The organism is Flavobacterium sp. IMCC34852, from assembly GCF_030643905.1.
Taxonomy (GTDB): domain Bacteria; phylum Bacteroidota; class Bacteroidia; order Flavobacteriales; family Flavobacteriaceae; genus Flavobacterium; species Flavobacterium rivulicola.
In genome coordinates this window covers 879,239-896,951 of sequence record NZ_CP121446.1, presented here as the reverse complement: position 1 = coordinate 896,951, position 17,713 = coordinate 879,239, and the positions used below count along the sequence as shown (strand labels likewise).

Below are 17,713 nucleotides of genomic sequence, written 5' to 3'. Positions count from 1 at the left end.
AAGTAACCTAATTGTTTCGGGAAAATACTTTCTTTGATAAACTGATTTATTTTGAAAAAAAGAAAAGTAGAAGTTGTGGTTATATCCGATGTTCATTTGGGAACATATGGTTGTCACGCCAGAGAATTATTGAATTATTTGTCTTCCGTTAAACCGAAAACTTTAATTCTGAACGGAGACATCATCGACATTTGGCAATTCAGAAAATCTTACTTTCCGGCTTCGCATTTGAAAGTGATTAAGAAAATTATTTCCCTGAGTTCCAAAGGTACAAAAGTGTATTACTTAACCGGAAACCATGATGAATTCCTGAGAAAGTTCACCGATTTGCATTTGGGCAATTTGAGTTTACTCAACAAATTGGTCTTAGATTTAGATGGCAAAAAGGCCTGGATTTTTCACGGTGATGTATTTGATGCTTCGATAAATCATGCTAAATGGTTAGCTAAATTAGGCGGTTGGGGTTATGATTTGCTGATTGTAATCAATCGCTTTTTGAATTGGGTTTTGGCCAAAATGAACAAAGAACCTTACTCCTTATCTAAAAAGATCAAGGACAACGTAAAATCGGCCATAAAATTTATCACTAATTTTGAAAATGTTTGTACCGAATTGGCCATAGAAAACCATTACGATTACGTAATTTGCGGACACATTCACGAGCCGAAAATTAGTGTAGTGGAAACCGAAAAAGGAACGACAACCTATTTAAATTCGGGGGATTGGGTTGAAAATTTAACCGCTTTGGAATACAACAATAAAAAGTGGAAATTGTACAAGCACAATCTGAATGATTCGTTTTTGGAAGACGAACCACATTTTGAATATGAAGACAAATTGGCTGAGCAATTCATCAGCGCTTTGAACAAATAAAAACAATGTCAAAAAACATACTTGTTGCCCCTTTAAATTGGGGTTTAGGACACGCCACTCGCTGTATTCCGATTATTAGGGAATTAGAGTCGTTTGGTTTTACCCCACTCATAGCTTCGGATGGCATTGCACTTCAAATTTTGCAAAAAGAATTTCCGCATTTAGAATCATTGGAATTACCGTCTTACGAAATTGAATACGCCAAAGACGGTGCCGATTTCAAATGGAAACTGATTAAAAACAGTCCGAAAATGATTCAGGCTATTTTTGAAGAAAAAAAATTGGTCAAGACATTGGTCAAAAAATACGAGTTGAAAGGCATTATCTCCGACAATCGTTTAGGTGTTTACAGCAAAAAAGTGCCCAGCATTTTTATCACGCACCAACTGAATGTTTTGTCGGGCAAAACCACTTGGATTTCGAGCAAATTGCATCAGTATTTTATAGGCAAATTTACAGAATGTTGGATTCCTGATATGAAGGAACAACCAAACTTAACCGGGAAATTAGGGCATTTGAAAAACAGTGATTTGTCATTGAAATATTTGGGTCCGTTAAGTCGTTTGGAGAAAAAAGATTTGGAAACCAAATATGAATTAATGGTCATTCTTTCCGGTCCGGAACCTCAGCGAACGATGTTGGAAGAAAAACTAGTGGATGAACTTCAAAACTTCAACGGAGACGTGATTTTTATCAAAGGTAAAGTCGAATCGGAACAAAAAACGGAAACCTTCAAAAACATCACTTATTACAATTTTATGACCTCAAACGAAATTGAAACGGCTTTTAACGAAAGTGAAATGGTACTCTGTCGTTCTGGTTACACAACAGTAATGGATTTGGCTAAATTAGAAAAGAAAGCATTCTTTATCCCAACTCCGGGACAATTTGAGCAGGAATATTTGGCCAAAAGATTCAAAAGAAACGGGATTGCGCCTTATGCCAAACAAGACGAATTCAGAATAGAAAATTTATTGGAAATTCCGTTATATAAAGGATTACCTTACCTGAAGGAAGCCGTCAACTGGAAGCAATTATTTATACTTTTCGAGGGTGAATGAGAATTCGGAACCTTTGCCAAATTCGCTTTCTACATAGATTTTTTCGCCATGCGCTTCAATGATGTGTTTGACGATTGACAAGCCTAATCCCGAACCGCCTTCGCTTCTGGCGCCGCTTTTATCAACCCTGAAAAAACGTTCAAACAATCGCGGAATGAACTGCTTTTCGATACCTTCGCCATTGTCTCTGAAACGGACTATAATTTTGTCATTGACTAAATCTTCAATCGTCACTTCAGTTGTGCCGTTTTCTTTACCGTATTTGATAGAATTCATGACCAAATTGGTCACTACTTGTTGGATTTTTTCTCGGTCGGCGAAAACCTTAATCGGTTTGCTGTACTTTCGGTCAAACATTAAGATGATGTTCTTTTTATCGGCTTTCATTTCCAATAAATCGAAGACATTTTGAATTAATTCGACAATGTTAAACTTAGACAACTCGAGATTCAAATCTCCCATTTCGAGTTTGGAAATCATGTCTAAATCTTCTACAATGTAGATTAATCTTTCTACACCTTTTTCGGCACGTTCCAAGTATTTTTTGCGAACGTTTTTATCATTCATAGCGCCATCTAACAAAGTAGAAAGATAACCTTGAACGGTAAACAAAGGGGTTTTCAATTCGTGCGAAACATTGCCCAAGAACTCTCTTCGGTATTCTTCCCGGACTTTGAGTGTTTCGATTTCCATTTTCTTATCGGTGGCAAACTTTTTTACCTGTTTGGTTAAAGTAGCCATATCGGTTGTAATGGGTTGGCTTCTAAAAGAAGTGGACTCTAGAAGGGAAACATCGTCGTATATTTTTTTTACCCTTCGGTATATAAAATGCTCTACACGGTATTGGATAACAAAAAAAGAGAAAGTTGCTATCGAAACAGCAAATACTATAATAATCAGCCAAGAAAACTCGTGAAAAAACCACAATAAAATCGCAAGAAAACCGGTTGAAAAAGCAGTGATATAAAGCGTTGAAATTAAGGCAAACGCATAGGTTTTCTTGAAATTTACAGCCATTTATACTTCTAATTTATAGCCAACTCCTTTGATGGTTTTGAACAAATCTTCGCCTATTTTTTCGCGAAGTTTTCTAATGTGAACATCGATGGTTCTTCCGCCTACGATGACTTCATTGCCCCAAACTTTATCCAGAATTTCTTCGCGCTTGAATACTTTTCCGGGTTTAGACGCCAATAAATAGAACAATTCAAATTCTTTTCTTGGCAGAACAATTTCTTTGCCTTCTTTGATGATTTTGTATTCTTCGCGGTTGATTTCTATGCCGCCAACGTTAAGTGTTTCCGTATTTTGTTCTTCGTTTTTCAAACGACGCAACAAAGCTTTTACTTTGCTGACCAATAATTTGGGTTTGATAGGTTTGGTGATATAATCATCGGCACCGGCATCAAAACCGGCCACTTGAGAATAATCTTCGCTTCGGGCAGTTAAAAAGGTGATGATTACATTACTCAATTCGGGTAATTTTCTAATATTTTCACAAGCTTCCATACCGTCCATTTCGGGCATCATCACATCCATAATGATGAGTTGCGGCAATTCTTTTTTAGCTTTCGTAATGGCTTCTTTTCCATTGGTAGCGGTTACGATTTGATATCCTTCTTGGGAAAGATTGTAGCCTACAATTTCCAGGATATCCTGCTCATCATCTACTAATAAAATCTTAATGTCTTTTTTTTTCATACGGACACAATTGTTTTTTGTCGATGTAAATGTAAAGATAATACAAAATGATTACATACGCCAGAGTTTGAGTTAACCGTAATTTAATCTATTAACAATTTGGTAATAGTAAAGGAACAAAAAGGTAATAATGAACTAACACGACCTTTACAATGCGGTGGTTTCTTTGCACCAAAATTAAACAAGACAAAAATGAAACTTAAATTTATTGTTACTTTTTTATTAATCAGTGTTATAGGATTTGCGCAAGGCAAAGGAACCATCACGGGTACATTAACCGATAAAGATTTAAACAACGAACCTTTACCTTTTGCTAATGTAGTGATTAAAGGAACCACTACCGGGGTAACCACAGACGAAACCGGTAAATATACTATAGCAGTTGAAGCCGGGATTTACACTATACAATTCAGCTTTTTAGGATACGAAACTATAGAAGAAAAAATTGAAGTAAAAGCCGGAGAAACCCTTACCATTAACAAAGCATTAGGTTCAGGAAGTTACCAATTGCAAGATGTGGTTATCCAAAACACGGTGAGTCGTGAAAAAGAAACTGCGTTATTACTGGAACAGAAAAAATCGGTAGAAATCAAACAAAGCATTGGTGCCCAAGAAATGTCGAGAAAAGGCGTGTCTACAGTAGAAGAAGGATTAACTAAAATAACCGGTATTTCTAAAGTAGAATCAAAAGGATTGTTTATCCGCGGATTGGAAGACCGTTACAACAGTTTACTATTGAATGGCTTAGCTGTTCCGTCAAATAGTCCATTCAAAAAAATCATTCCATTAGACCAATTCCCAACCGATGTTGTGGGTTATATGGATGTGTTCAAGACGTTCAATCCGGATATCTATGGTGATTTTGCCGGCGCAACGATTGATGTAATCACGAGTCAAACCCAAGAAAGTCAAACCAAGTTAAGTTATGGTGTTGGTTATACAACAAACAATAACGGCAGCGATTTTTTACTATCTACCGATGCGGATAATACCAAAAGCTTTTTTGGATTTGGCGGACAAGAGCGACAATTGCCTTCAGGTTACGGCGCTATTCCTAACGGAAGAATTGAAAACGACTATAAATCAAGTTGGGATGTAAACAAAACCACTTCACCTTTAAATACTAGCTTTGGAGTTAGTCATTCGGGGAAATTCTATTTAGGAAAAGAAAAAAATAAGTTGAATTATGTATTCGCTACCAATTTTGACAACACTTATCAAATCAGAAAAGGTGTTGACAGAACGTTTTCGCAAGGACAAGGAATTTACGACAATAATTTGGTTAAAGAAGAATACAAGTTTCAAACACAATCATCAGTGTTGGTTGGTTTACAGTACAAAACAGACCGTATGAAATTGTTGTACAATACATTATACCTAAAGTCAACAGAGAATTTGATTCAAGATCAAGTAGGTTACACCCGAACTGCCGTTGATAATCCAAACGAGTTTATTCGATTGAACCAATATGAGCAATCGGATTATTTATCCCATCAATTTTTTGGAAACTACAAGATTACGAGTGACGACAAGCATTCGGTAAAAGGAGGTTTATCGTATACCCGAACCCAATACAGCCAACCGGACAGAAAATTTATCACCGGAACCAGAATTAGTGATACCGAAATCAATACCCAATATGGCAGCAACAACTTATTGCGTCAGTTTTTTAACATTGACAATAACTTCCATCTTTCGGGGAATTTGGAATACAACTATAAGTTTGGTAAAAACGAAGACAAGAAACACAAATTCTCTTTCGGATATAATGGTTTTGCTGAATATATGGTTTCAAAATTCCGATTTACTTTTGGAGTACCTAATTCGGGAGCAGCACCATACAACGTAGTGGTAAATGAAATCGACCAAGCCATTCAGGATGATATCGCGAGTAACTTCCTATCATTCACAGAACAATCTTCTGCGGAATGGAAAACCAAAGTAGCCCAAAGAGCCGATGCTTTGTACACCAAATTGCTATTCAACTTCACTGAAAAATTAGAGTTGAATGTTGGACTTAGAGCCGAAAACACCATTCGTGAATACAAATACAAATCGATTGTTGACCCAATCAACAATCCGTACCGAAAGAAAAACAATGAAAACTTGTATATCTTACCTTCAGTCAATGTTAAGTATGCTGTGAATGATAAGAGCAACCTTCGTTTAGCCGCTTCAAAAACCTATACCAAACCGGTTCTTTTTGAAAGTTTAGACATCAACTTAATCAACGCTGACGGCACAACGGAAAGAGGGAATTCGGATATTGAGAACAGTGAAAATTATAATATCGACTTGAAATTTGAAATGTTTCCCACCAAAAACGAATTGTTCGCCGCGACTTTGTTTACTAAATACATCGACAATCCGATTGAAAGAACAGTTCAGGCCAGTGCTACAGGAAGTGGACAAACCATTACTTATTTCAATAACAAAAGCGCTACCCTTTTTGGTGCCGAGTTTGAATTTATTGTTCAGTTAAGCCGTTTACATAAAAGTCTTGAAGGATTTTCATTCGGAACCAATACATCATTAATGATAACGGAAGCCACCGTTAATAAAAATCGCGATGGTTATTTTGACACTTTTGAGAAAAGAAAACTGCAAGGTGCGTCAGGTTGGTTAGTGAATTCCGATTTAAAATATGAATTTGAGTTGAATTCCAAATGGAAAAACACAACCTCTCTAGTATATAATGTATATGGTGAAAGAATTTACGCTGTTGGGGTTGCCGGAAATGATCACATCTACGAAAAACCATTCCACAAATTGGATTTTGTTTGGGGAAGTAATATCAATAAAAAGTGGGATATTAAATTTTCTATAGACAATATTTTGAATCCGACTTACAAAAGAGTATTGGGTGACAATAGCGAGATCAGCATCAACGAATCTTCCCTTCTTTTGGAAAGCTATAAAAAAGGTGTCGGATTTTCAACCAGTTTATCTTATACCTTCTAAAAACAAAAAGAACTCTCCGGAGTTCTTTTTTGTTCATACTAAGGAAACATTCGATTTACAATTAAATAATTTACCGATAACTTTTATATAATGATAACCAAACATTTAAAAAACAACCCTGAGTTAGTTTTGTCAAAACAATTTAAAACACAATTTACAATGAAAAAATTACTTTTAAGTCTTACTATTTTATCTGCATTATTTGTTGGTTGTTCGACAGATGATGATGAAGGAACTGTTCAACCGGTAGAAGGAGAATTAACCGGATCCATCACAACGAATCAAACCTATGCTTTTGGTAATTATACCTTGAATGGAATTGTAACCATTGAAAACGGAGTAACCGTAACTTTTGATGCAGGTTCTACTATCACTGCTAATGCTGCCAATGGTGTAGATGCAATTGTAGTAAAAAATGGCGGGAAATTAATCATGAACGGAACAGCTGCTCAACCAATTGTATTAACTGAGCCTTCAGCAACGCCGGGTTCTTGGGGTGGGATTATCATTTATGGTGATGCGCCAATCAACGGTGCCGGTGGTGTAACTACCAAAACTTCTGAAGACGGATTGAACCTTACTTACGGCGGAACCAATGCAGCACACAATGGCGGTACTTTGCGTTATGTTAGAGTAGAATATGCCGGAAAGAAAATTACTGACGGAACCAGCGAAATGAATGGATTTTCATTTTATTCTGTTGGAACCGGAACTACTTTAGACCACTTAGTATCCTACAAAGGTGCTGATGACGGATTTGAATTTTATGGCGGAACTGTTAGCGCTACCAATTTAGTTTCTTACGGAAACTACGATGATTCATTCGACTGGCAAGATGGTTGGAAAGGACAAAACAATTCTAACTGGTACGCTTACCAAGTAGGCACCGGAAACTTCGGAATGGAAATTGAAGCTTCAAATAACAACAACGCTTTTTGGCCGGTAATTTCAAATATCACTTTGATAAGAGCTGCCGGAACAGTAACTGAAGGTGGATCATCGGCTGCAGAGTATGATGCTATCCAATTCAAAAAACAAGGAAATGGCGATTTCACTAATGTTGTAATTTCAGGATATACTACTGCCAATTCAACAGCCGTTAGAATTCAAGACGCTGCTACCAATACAGACCAAGTAAACGGGAACAAAATAAAGTTGACTTCGGTAAAAATCAATGACGGAACTTCACAGTTTGCAGGTGCCGGAACTTTAAGCGTTGCTTTTCCATCAGGACAATACACAACTAGCGAGAGTGCTACAGGAGCCAGCATAACAGCAGGTATTTGGGCAACAGTTAACGGAACAACTTTGATTCCTTAATTACTAAAAAAAATCTAATTAATCCCTCAATAACAATTGAGGGATTTTTTTGGTATAATATTTGAAATAATTTTATATATTTGTAATAACCAAATTAGAGTCATGGCTAGAAACTACTTTTTAACAACTTTATCTTTCTTTTTGTTCTCACTTGTGTCCATGGCACAAGACGGAAAACAACAAGGGGAAACGCTTGGTTTTTATCCAAATCCTGTTAGTAACGGCAAGATTTACATTACCTCTAAAACGTCTCTTGATAAAGAGATACTTATCTTTGATGTCTTAGGGAAAAAAGTATTGCAAACCACTATCTCTTCTAAGGAATTAAACATTACTTCTATACCTCCGGGTGTCTATATCATCAAAATTACCGAAGGCGAAACTACTACAACTAGAAAACTAATTGTCAGATAGTTAAAATTTAGTTTTTTAAGCTTTATTTAATCATTTTTTTACATTCTTTTTTTTTGGCTAACAAATATTGTCATTATATTTGTAGGCTAATTAAATTTAAAAAAATGAAAAAAATCTACTCTTTATTATTTCTTGTTATGACTTCTTTGTCCTTCGGACAAGCTTCTGACCTTTATTTCAGCAAGTATGGAGAAGGTTCAAGTAACAACAAATTCCTTGAAATTTACAATGGAACTAGCGCTCCTGTTGATTTGGCAGATTACACTGTTGAATTGTATGCCAATGGTGCTACAACTGCAACGAACACTCAAACATTTACAGCTGGAACTATTATAGCTGCTGGTGATGTTTATGTTTTAAGAAACGGGTCTGCTGCTAATGCAACTATTATTGCTGCAGCTGATGCCACATCTTCAACATGTAACTTTAATGGTGATGATGCCATTGTTCTGAAAAAACTTGGAAATATACTTGACGTTATCGGTCAGGTTGGAGTAGATCCGGGAACTTCTTGGCCAGTTGGTTCGACAGCAGCCGGAACTCTTGATCACACTTTAATCAGAAAACTAACTGTTTGTTCGCCAAACGCAACTAACTTAGCTTCTTTCGGAACTGACGACGCTACTTCAGAATGGACTGTTTACGGAATTGACGCTGAACTTGGCCAATTAGGAGCTCATGTGGGTTGTTCTACTAGCCCAAGCTTACTAATTTCTGCTCCTGCTAACAATACTGTATTTTCTCCTGAAACTACAAGTGTTAACATTAGCGTTGCTGTAAATAATTTTGCTGTGGCAAACGGAACAGGTGACGGTCACATACATTATACAATTAACGGCGGTGCAGAAATCATGAAATATGATACAACACCAATTGCATTACCAACTACTCCCGGAACTACCTATGTAGTATATATGGAATTAGTTGACAATGCTCACAATCCAATTACTCCTGCCGTAAATGCTACAACTACGTTTACGGTTGCTGCGTACAATGTAGTTGCCAATTTGGCCGCTTTAAGAGCTGATGTTATTGCAAATGGCGCCGGAAGATACTACCAAGTAACCAGTAATCCTGTAATTACTTATGCCAGAACAACCAGAAATCAAAAATACATTCAAGACGATACTGCTGCTGTTTTGATAGACGATAACACAACTGTTATTACAACAACAATGGTTGCCGGTGATGCTATCTCAGGATTAAAAGGACAAACTTCTTTGTTTAGCGGTGTATTACAATTATTACCTATTGTAAACGCAACTGTTGCTTCATCAGGGAACGTTGTAACACCACAGACCGTAACGGTTGCTGACCTTCTCGCTAATGTAGAAGCTTACGAAAGCGAGTTAGTTCAATTGAGCAATGCTTCTTTCACTACCGCTGATGGTACTTTAGCTTTTACTACCAGCACCAACTTTAACTTAAACGATGGTAGTGGTGATGTTGCTTTCAGAACTCTTTTTGCTGAAGCCAATTACATCGGTCAAGTTGTTCCTTCAGGGCCAAATAATATGGCTGTTTTAGTAGCAGAATTCAACACTGCTGTACAAGTGGTAGCTCGTTCTTTATCTGACTTAACTTTAGCTTCTGAAAGCTTTGAAATTACAGGTTTAAAAGTATACCCTAACCCGGTAACTAACGGAACTTTATTCATCGAAACGGCTGCTAATGCTGAGAAAACAGTAACTGTTTTTGACGTATTAGGAAAACAAGTTTTAAGCACTACAACTTCTGAAAATACTATCAATGTAAGCAACCTTAATGCCGGTGTTTATGTTGTTAGAATTACCGAAGAAGGTAAAACTGCTTCAAGAAAATTAGTAATTGAATAATTAGTATTCTTTATACCAAAAAGCCCTGACGAAAGTTAGGGCTTTTTTTATTTTCCTTACTTTTGCATCGCCGAAACAATATTATCTTTGATCAATCCACACGACATATTCACCATTTCTTCCCAAAAGCAATTTGAAAAAATGGCGCTAAAGGTTTTTCGTTACCAACACGAAAACAACTTGGTCTATCGTGAGTTTTGTGATTTCTTGAATACTGATGTCCAAAAAGTAAAATCATTACAACAAATTCCTTTTCTTCCGATTCAGTTTTTTAAAAGCCATAACGTGGTTTCTAATACTGATGTGATTCAGGAAACTTTCACCAGCAGCGGAACGACCGGAGTGGTCACCAGCAAGCATTTAGTAACCGATGTTTCGCTATACGAGCAAAGTTATCGCTTAGCGTTCTCCGAATTCTACGGAAACATCGAAGACTACGCGGTTTTGGCCTTGCTTCCATCCTATTTAGAACGCAGCGGTTCGTCTTTGATTTATATGGTCAAGGATTTAATCGAATTGTCCAACAACGAGCATAGCGGTTTTTATCTCAACAATTATGACGAATTAATTTCGAAACTGATTGAATTGGATAATTCAGGGCAAAATGTAATCCTAATTGGCGTCACTTATGCTTTATTGGATTTAATCGAAAAGCAAAATTTTCAGCTCAAAAACACCATCATCATGGAAACCGGCGGCATGAAAGGCAAACGCAAAGAAATCATCCGAGAAGAATTGCACGAAATATTGTGTAAAGGTTTTGGAGTTTCCAACATCCATTCTGAATATGGTATGACCGAATTATTATCGCAAGCGTATTCTTTAGGCAACGGTATTTTCGAATGCCCAAGCTGGATGCAAATTTTAATCCGCGATACCGAAGACGCTTTAACTTACATAGATTCAGGTAAAACCGGTGGTGTGAATGTGATTGACTTGGCCAATATCAATTCGTGCTCCTTTATCGCTACGCAAGATTTGGGCAAAAAACAGCCCAATAATGCTGTAGAAATATTGGGCCGCTTTGATAATTCTGATATTCGAGGTTGTAATCTGATGGTGCTATAATAAAATTCGTTTTTTTGCGTTTCTATAAAAATCAAAGCCATGAAATTCATTATTTGCTTCCTTTTTTCGATTACCGCATTTACCCAAACCAAACCGATTGAATTGAAAATCGATTCTATAAATTCTACTGAAACTGAGGATGGCAGAAGAGAATTCAAATTGCAATACCATATTACTAATCTGAGTGACAAAGCTATTTCCTTTATTTTAAACACCAAGTCATTGATTCCTATTGGAGCCGGTTCGTTAAATCCTGCTGTATATTATAAGCTTTATGAGAATGAGAATTCAATTGACGTTAGCGGAATCTTTACTGGTGAAAGAAAAATACGTTCTTTCAAAAACGAAACTGAATTGAAAAAATACACAGATTCATTGATGAATTATATGAAAAGTCGAACACCAGAACAATTGTCTCAAATTAGAAAAGAAGGCTTCTTAGAAAATATTCAAAAATTGGCTCCCAAAGAAACCAAATATTTAACGGCAATATTTGCTTGGGACAAAAAACGATATCATAAAAACGATGTAATCGAATACTATATTGAAGAAAAAGAAAAACACTTTTTCGAACTCCATATCAATCTGATGGCCGAAGAACTACTCATGAATTTTTCTGAAGAAGAAAAAAAAGAACTATTAAAAGACAAAGTCCTAACTAAAGGCTGGTTTACTTCCAACAAAATGGAAATCGATTTAAGCGAATAAAAAAGGAACCAAATTGGTTCCTTTTTTATTATATCACTTTGATCAAATAGTAATTCTTCTTTCCTTTTTGCAACATCAAAAACTGACCGTTGATTAAGTCTTTTTCTGTGATTAAATAATCTGCCGCCACTTTTTCTTTGTTCAGCGAAATCGAATTCTGTTGCAACTCGCGACGCGCATCACTATTCGAAGCCAAGAAACCGGTCTTAGCCGAAAGCGCTGCAATCATATCCAAACCATTTGCTAAATCTGACTTCGCTACTTCCGCTTGCGGAACGCCTTCAAAAACTTCTAAGAAAGTCTTGGTGTCCAGTTTTTTCAAATCATCCATAGTCGGACTAAAAAAAGCTCCCGAAGCAAAAACCGCTTTCTCCAATTCTTCTTTCCCGTGAACAAAAGTAGTTACTTCTTCCGCCAAACGTTTCTGCAACACACGCAAATGCGGTGCCGTTTGGTGCTCAGCAATCAAAGCATCAATGGTTTCTTTATCTAAAAACGTAAAAATCTTAATGTATTTCTCCGCATCAACATCGGTAGTGTTCAACCAAAATTGGTAGAACTTGTACACCGAAGTCTTATCAGCCGTCAGCCAAACATTCCCGCCTTCAGATTTCCCAAACTTAGAACCGTCAGCTTTCGTGATTAACGGACAAGTCATCGCGTAAGCTTTCGCACCTTCGCCATTCATTCTGCGGACTAATTCCGTTCCCGTGGTAATATTTCCCCATTGGTCTGAACCACCCATTTGCAACAAACAGTGGTGGGTTTTGTATAAGTGATGGAAATCGTACCCTTGAATCAATTGGTACGTAAACTCAGTAAAACTCATGCCTTCACCGCTTTCTCCGCTCAAACGTTTCTTCACCGAATCCTTCGCCATCATGTAGTTCACGGTAATTCTTTTACCTACATCACGCGCAAAATTGATAAACGAAAAATCCTTCATCCAATCATAGTTGTTCACTAAAATCGGAGCATTAGCAGCAGTCGAATTAAAATCTAAAAATCGAGACAACACCGCTTTGATTCCGGCCACATTTTTCTCCAAAGTCGCTTCATCCAACAAGTTTCGCTCATCCGATTTCCCCGATGGATCGCCAATCATACCCGTAGCACCACCAACCAAAGCAATCGGCTTGTGCCCAAATTTTTCTAAGTGAACCAACAAAATAATCGGCACCAAACTCCCAATATGCAACGAATCACTGGTTGGGTCAAACCCAATATAAGTCGTGGTCATTTCCTTTAAAAGTTGCTCCTCAGTTCCGGGCATCATATCGTGAACCAAGCCACGCCATTGCAATTCTGCTACTAAATTTCTCATTGTGTAATCAAATTTGCGCAAATATAATGAGAATTGATTATTTAGGAGCGAAAGGCTCGGGATTTATCAGTAATCCGTGTTCCTGCTTTCCGCACTACGCGGTAGTCGCTACAATCAGGGCTAAAAGAAAGTCTTTCCGCTTGCTTAGAAGCACAAAATAATTCATAATTCGTAATTTGTAATTCGTAATTTAGCGACATGATTTTAGTCACAGGCGGAACAGGTTTAGTTGGCTCACATTTGCTGCTGCAATTAGCAGAAAGTGAAGCAAAAATTCGTGCCATTTATCGAAATCAAAAAAACATTGACAAAACCAAATCGCTTTTCCGACTGTACCAAAAAGAAGCTTTATTCAATAAAATCGAATGGGTTGAAGCCGATATCATCGACATTCCGTCCTTAGAAATTGCCTTTCAAAATATAGAGTGCGTTTACCACTGCGCCGCTTTGATTTCGTACGACCCTAAAGACGAAGACCGCCTACGAAAAACCAACATCGAAGGCACGGCTAACATTGTTAATTTTTGTTTGGCTTATAACATCAAAAAACTTTGTCATGTGAGTTCGATTGCCGCTTTGGGCGACTTAAAACCTCACGAAAAACAAATCACCGAAGAAACAGAATGGAATCCCGAAGCGCCACACAGCGATTACGCCATCTCAAAATACGGTGCCGAAATGGAAATTTGGCGCGGGCAACAAGAAGGTTTGCAAGTCGTTATTGTCAATCCGGGCGTGATTTTCGGAACAGGCTTTTGGGGACAAGGAAGCAGTGTTTTCTTTTCTGCTGTTAAAAAAGGATTCCCGTTTTACACCAAGGGTTCCACCGGCTACGTTGGCGTTACCGATGTTGTGAAAATCATGATTGCTTTAATGCAAAGCAATATTTCAGGCGAAAGATTCTCCATCATTGCCGAAAACCTGACTTTCAAAGAGGTAATTTATACCATAGCCGAAAAACTAAAGGCCAAAAAACCAAAAACAGAAGCCAAACCTTGGATGCTGGCCATAGCCTGGCGTTTGGATTGGTTCGTCGCGACGGTTTTCAGAACCAAAAGACAACTGTCTAAATATAGTGTTAACGCCATATTATCTGATGATATTATCTCCAATGACAAAATAAAAAATGCTCTGAATTTTGAGTTTCAAAGCATTGATTCGGTGGTTCAGGAAGTAACCGATTTCCGTTAAGATTATTGAATTTGGGGAGTGTCTGCATTTGGCGGTCCGTTAGTCGGTGCCGGATTAGCTCCCGGTTCTTGGGTTTGTTTTGCTAACCTGCTTTTTACTTCTTCAAACATTTTTTTGTACTCTTCCACATCGGCTGCATAATATTTGTTGTTTTGAACCAATTGAATACTGTCGATTTTATATTTCTTATAGAGATAGTCATTGGCACTTTCATTGCTGATACCACCATTAATATTTTGAGATTTGATGGCTTCCAACAAAGAGAGATCATACAAAATATCGACCATCTTGTCTTTCTCAATTAGTTTTTCAGGCTTCTCCACGGTGCTTTTACAACTGATTAGCGAAAACAATAAACAAAACAATATACTCTTTTTCATATTTTCTCTTTTATCTGTCAAACAACAATCGTTTTCCGACCGGATTTTCAGTTACTTTAAAGTTCTTGTAAACCAATTCCCCGTTCACAAAAGTATGGGTAATTCTCGATTTAAAAGTATAACCTTCAAAGGGCGACCAACCACATTGGGCCAAAATATTTTCTTTCTTCACATTCCAAGGCAAAGCGGTATTGACTAAAACCAAATCGGCATAATAGCCTTCTTTGATAAAACCGCGTTTCTCTATTTTAAATATCTTCGCCGGATTGTGACACATTTTCTCTACGATTTTTTCAATCGAAATCTTGCCTTGGTGATGCGCTTCAAACATGGCAACTACTGCATGTTGTACCAATGGCCCTCCCGATGGCGCTTTGGTATAGCTTTGGCTTTTTTCTTCTAAAGTATGCGGCGCATGATCGGTAGCAATCACATCGATTCTGTCATCCAGTAAAGCTTTCCACAACGCGTCTCTGTCGGTAGCCGTTTTTACCGCCGGATTCCATTTGATGAAATTGCCTTTGGTTTTGTAATCTTCATTTGAAAACCATAAGTGATGTATGCAAACTTCGGCTGTAATTTGTTTTTCTTCCAACGGGATTTTATTGGTAAACAAATCCATTTCTTTTGCCGTTGACAAATGAAAAACATGCAATCTCGCTCCGGTTTTCTTAGCCAAGGCAATCGCTTTTGAGGAAGACAAATAACAAGCTTCTTCACTGCGAATTAAGTGATGACATTCCACCGGAATATCTTCCCCAAACTGCAATTTATACCGTTCCAAATTGGTTTTAATGGTTGCTTCATCTTCACAGTGAACCGCAATCAGCATTTTGGTCGATGAAAATATTTTTTCTAAAGTTTCCTCATTATCCACCAACATATTTCCCGTTGATGAACCTAGAAACAACTTGATTCCGGCTACATTTTTCGGGTTGGTTTTCAATACTTCTTCCAAATTATCATTGGTACCGCCCATCATAAACGAATAATTCGCATAGGATGTTTTAGAAGCAATTTGGTATTTATCTTCCAGAAGTTCTTGAGTAACGGCATTCGGAACCGTGTTGGGTTGCTCAATAAATGAAGTGATTCCTCCGGCAACGGCGGCCCGACTTTCTGAAGCAATATTACCCTTATGGGTTAATCCCGGTTCGCGAAAATGCACTTGGTCGTCAATGGCTCCCGGGATTAAATATTGCCCTTCAGCGTCGATGATTTTACAATTCACCGCCTTTGGACTGATACTTTCGGCTATTTCGACTATAAATTCGTTTTCAATCAAAACATCGCCTTCTACAATCTTTCCTTCATTTACAATTTTGGCATTCTTAATTAAAACGGTATTCATTTTAGAGTATTTTTATAATCGGTTTAAAAACTTTCTGAATCTCAGCGAAATTACGCCAAAGATGGCTTCTTTGATAATGGCACCACTCATTTTAGATTGTCCTTTAGTTCTGTCGGTAAAAATAACCGGTACTTCCTGGATGTTGAAATTTTTGGCAAAAGCCCGATATTTCATTTCTATTTGGAAAGCGTAACCAATGAATTTTATGGCATCTAAATTTACTTTTTCTAACACTTCGCGTCGGTAACAAATAAATCCGGCGGTCGCATCCATGATTTTCATTCCGGTAATCATTCTAACATAAACCGAAGCAAAATAAGACAACAATACACGACTCAACGGCCAATTCACTACATTAACTCCGGTAACATATCGCGAACCAATAGCCAAATCGGCTCCGTGATTATGACAGGCATCGTATAATTTTTCCAAGTCATTTGGGTTATGCGAGAAATCGGCGTCCATTTCAAAAATATACTTATAGTCATTTTGCAATGCCCATTTAAATCCGTGTACATAAGCTGTTCCTAATCCGGCTTTTTTCTTTCTTAAGGCCAAAAACAATTGATTGGGAAACTCCTTTTGCAATTCGGTTACTTTGTCGGCCGTTTTATCGGGTGAATTATCATCCACAATTAAAATGTGAAAAGTCTTCGGCAAGGCAAAAACCGCACGAATAATACTTTCGATGTTTTCAATTTCGTTATAGGTAGGAATAATTACAATGCCGTCGCTCATATAGATACAGTGATACTTCGTTGCAAAAATAAACTTTTTATCAGCGCATAATCTTAATAATTATATAATAATTTAACAAATAAAAAATTAGTAATTTTGTCGGAATTATGATTGAAACCGTTTTATCGCCGAGAGTTTTAGAAGCTAAAGATTGGGCTACCTTTCTTTTTGTTTTTTCATTTGCTTTGATTGCCATTACGCGAACCGCTTTTGAAACCAGGTTCAATGATTTTCTGAAGATTTTAGTTTCGGACAAGTACATCAAAATGTACAAAGACACTTCTCACTTGATGAGTGGATTTACTATTCTTTTGTTTATTGTTCAAGTAATTTCCTTTTCGTTTTTTATTCAGCTGGTGTTGAGTCATTTTGGCTATGTTTCTAAAACAGATTGGGTTCTTTTTATTCGAATTTTTACTTTCTTCGGCGTGTTTGTTCTTTCTAAATTTTTGATTGAAAAGATAATTGCTACGGTATTTAACATCGAAGAATTTACCGAACAGCTCAATTTACAGAAAGTAAGCTACCGAACCTTTATCGGATTGCTACTGTTACCGGTAAACATCTACCTGTTTTATAACGATACTTCATCAAATGTTTTAGTTTTTTGCATTATTGGTGTCATTTTAATAATAAACTTGTATTCTTATTTGGTTTCTTTGAAGATTTATCAAAACTTAATTATCGGGAAGTTGTTTTATTTTATTTTGTATCTTTGCGCACTTGAAATAGCACCGTACTATTTTATATATTATTTGATTACAAAAAATTTAGCGCATTAAAATGTC

16 protein-coding genes are annotated in these 17,713 nt (G+C 37.1%); 10 read left to right on the top strand and 6 right to left on the bottom strand.

All coding sequences use genetic code 11. From position 1 onward, the window contains the following. The first annotated feature begins 51 nt into the window (after positions 1-51). A complete protein-coding gene (locus tag P7V56_RS04005; protein WP_171220970.1) occupies positions 52-873 on the top strand; it encodes a UDP-2,3-diacylglucosamine diphosphatase in 822 nt (273 codons plus the stop codon). Positions 874-878: 5 nt separating this feature from the next. After that, positions 879-1,934, top strand: a complete 1,056-nt coding sequence (locus tag P7V56_RS04000; RefSeq protein ID WP_171220971.1) for a glycosyltransferase — start codon at positions 879-881, stop codon at positions 1,932-1,934. Here the strand turns inward: P7V56_RS04000 and P7V56_RS03995 are convergent. After that, positions 1,908-2,951 carry a sensor histidine kinase gene (locus tag P7V56_RS03995; protein WP_171220972.1) on the bottom strand — a complete coding sequence of 348 codons (1,044 nt, stop codon included), beginning with the start codon at positions 2,949-2,951 and terminating at the stop codon, positions 1,908-1,910. The genes P7V56_RS04000 and P7V56_RS03995 overlap by 27 nt on opposite strands. Beyond that, on the bottom strand, positions 2,952-3,635 hold the full coding sequence (locus tag P7V56_RS03990; RefSeq protein ID WP_171220973.1) for a response regulator transcription factor: 684 nt from the start codon (positions 3,633-3,635) through the stop codon (positions 2,952-2,954). It lies immediately after the preceding gene. Between the two features lie 192 nt (positions 3,636-3,827). Between P7V56_RS03990 and P7V56_RS03985 the strand changes: the two genes are divergently transcribed. The 6 genes from P7V56_RS03985 to P7V56_RS03960 all read left to right on the top strand — a co-directional run bounded on the left by P7V56_RS03985 (position 3,828) and on the right by P7V56_RS03960 (position 11,941). Then, positions 3,828-6,596: a TonB-dependent receptor gene (locus tag P7V56_RS03985; protein ID WP_171220974.1), complete on the top strand. Its 2,769-nt coding sequence runs from the start codon at positions 3,828-3,830 to the stop codon at positions 6,594-6,596. A gap of 159 nt (positions 6,597-6,755) precedes the next feature. After that, the gene (locus P7V56_RS03980; RefSeq protein ID WP_171220975.1) at positions 6,756-7,916 is read left to right on the top strand and encodes a beta-helix domain-containing protein; all 1,161 of its coding nucleotides are present in this window, start codon (positions 6,756-6,758) and stop codon (positions 7,914-7,916) included. Between the two features lie 102 nt (positions 7,917-8,018). Then, positions 8,019-8,330, top strand: a complete 312-nt coding sequence (locus P7V56_RS03975; RefSeq protein ID WP_171220976.1) for a T9SS type A sorting domain-containing protein — start codon at positions 8,019-8,021, stop codon at positions 8,328-8,330. Positions 8,331-8,434: 104 nt separating this feature from the next. Beyond that, on the top strand, positions 8,435-10,165 hold the full coding sequence (locus P7V56_RS03970) for a T9SS type A sorting domain-containing protein (protein ID WP_171220977.1): 1,731 nt from the start codon (positions 8,435-8,437) through the stop codon (positions 10,163-10,165). Positions 10,166-10,252: 87 nt separating this feature from the next. Continuing rightward, positions 10,253-11,233, top strand: coding sequence for a LuxE/PaaK family acyltransferase (locus P7V56_RS03965; RefSeq protein WP_171220978.1), 981 nt, complete (start codon positions 10,253-10,255; stop codon positions 11,231-11,233). 39 nt (positions 11,234-11,272) lie between these two features. Beyond that, positions 11,273-11,941, top strand: a complete 669-nt coding sequence (locus P7V56_RS03960; RefSeq protein ID WP_171220979.1) for a hypothetical protein — start codon at positions 11,273-11,275, stop codon at positions 11,939-11,941. 28 nt (positions 11,942-11,969) lie between these two features. Here P7V56_RS03960 and tyrS read toward each other — a convergent pair whose 3' ends face one another. Beyond that, complete coding sequence (gene tyrS / locus P7V56_RS03955; protein ID WP_171220980.1) at positions 11,970-13,265, bottom strand: tyrosine--tRNA ligase; 1,296 nt, start codon at positions 13,263-13,265, stop codon at positions 11,970-11,972. A gap of 198 nt (positions 13,266-13,463) precedes the next feature. Between tyrS and P7V56_RS03950 the strand changes: the two genes are divergently transcribed. Continuing rightward, the gene (locus tag P7V56_RS03950) at positions 13,464-14,456 is read left to right on the top strand and encodes an NAD-dependent epimerase/dehydratase family protein (RefSeq protein ID WP_171220981.1); all 993 of its coding nucleotides are present in this window, start codon (positions 13,464-13,466) and stop codon (positions 14,454-14,456) included. 2 nt (positions 14,457-14,458) lie between these two features. On the opposite strand, the gene P7V56_RS03945 is transcribed toward P7V56_RS03950, so the two are convergent. Genes P7V56_RS03945 through P7V56_RS03935 form a run of 3 tightly spaced genes read right to left on the bottom strand, consistent with a single transcriptional unit; the run spans position 14,459 to position 16,925 of the window. Continuing rightward, entirely contained in the window at positions 14,459-14,836 is a 378-nt protein-coding gene (locus P7V56_RS03945; protein ID WP_171220982.1) for a DUF4296 domain-containing protein, read from the bottom strand. A gap of 10 nt (positions 14,837-14,846) precedes the next feature. Next, positions 14,847-16,187: a dihydroorotase gene (locus P7V56_RS03940; RefSeq protein ID WP_171220983.1), complete on the bottom strand. Its 1,341-nt coding sequence runs from the start codon at positions 16,185-16,187 to the stop codon at positions 14,847-14,849. 12 nt (positions 16,188-16,199) lie between these two features. Further along, on the bottom strand, positions 16,200-16,925 hold the full coding sequence (locus P7V56_RS03935; protein WP_171220984.1) for a polyprenol monophosphomannose synthase: 726 nt from the start codon (positions 16,923-16,925) through the stop codon (positions 16,200-16,202). 107 nt (positions 16,926-17,032) lie between these two features. On the opposite strand from P7V56_RS03935, the gene P7V56_RS03930 reads away from it, so the two are divergent. Then, positions 17,033-17,707: a DUF4271 domain-containing protein gene (locus tag P7V56_RS03930; RefSeq protein WP_171220985.1), complete on the top strand. Its 675-nt coding sequence runs from the start codon at positions 17,033-17,035 to the stop codon at positions 17,705-17,707. The last annotated feature ends 6 nt before the right edge of the window (positions 17,708-17,713 follow it).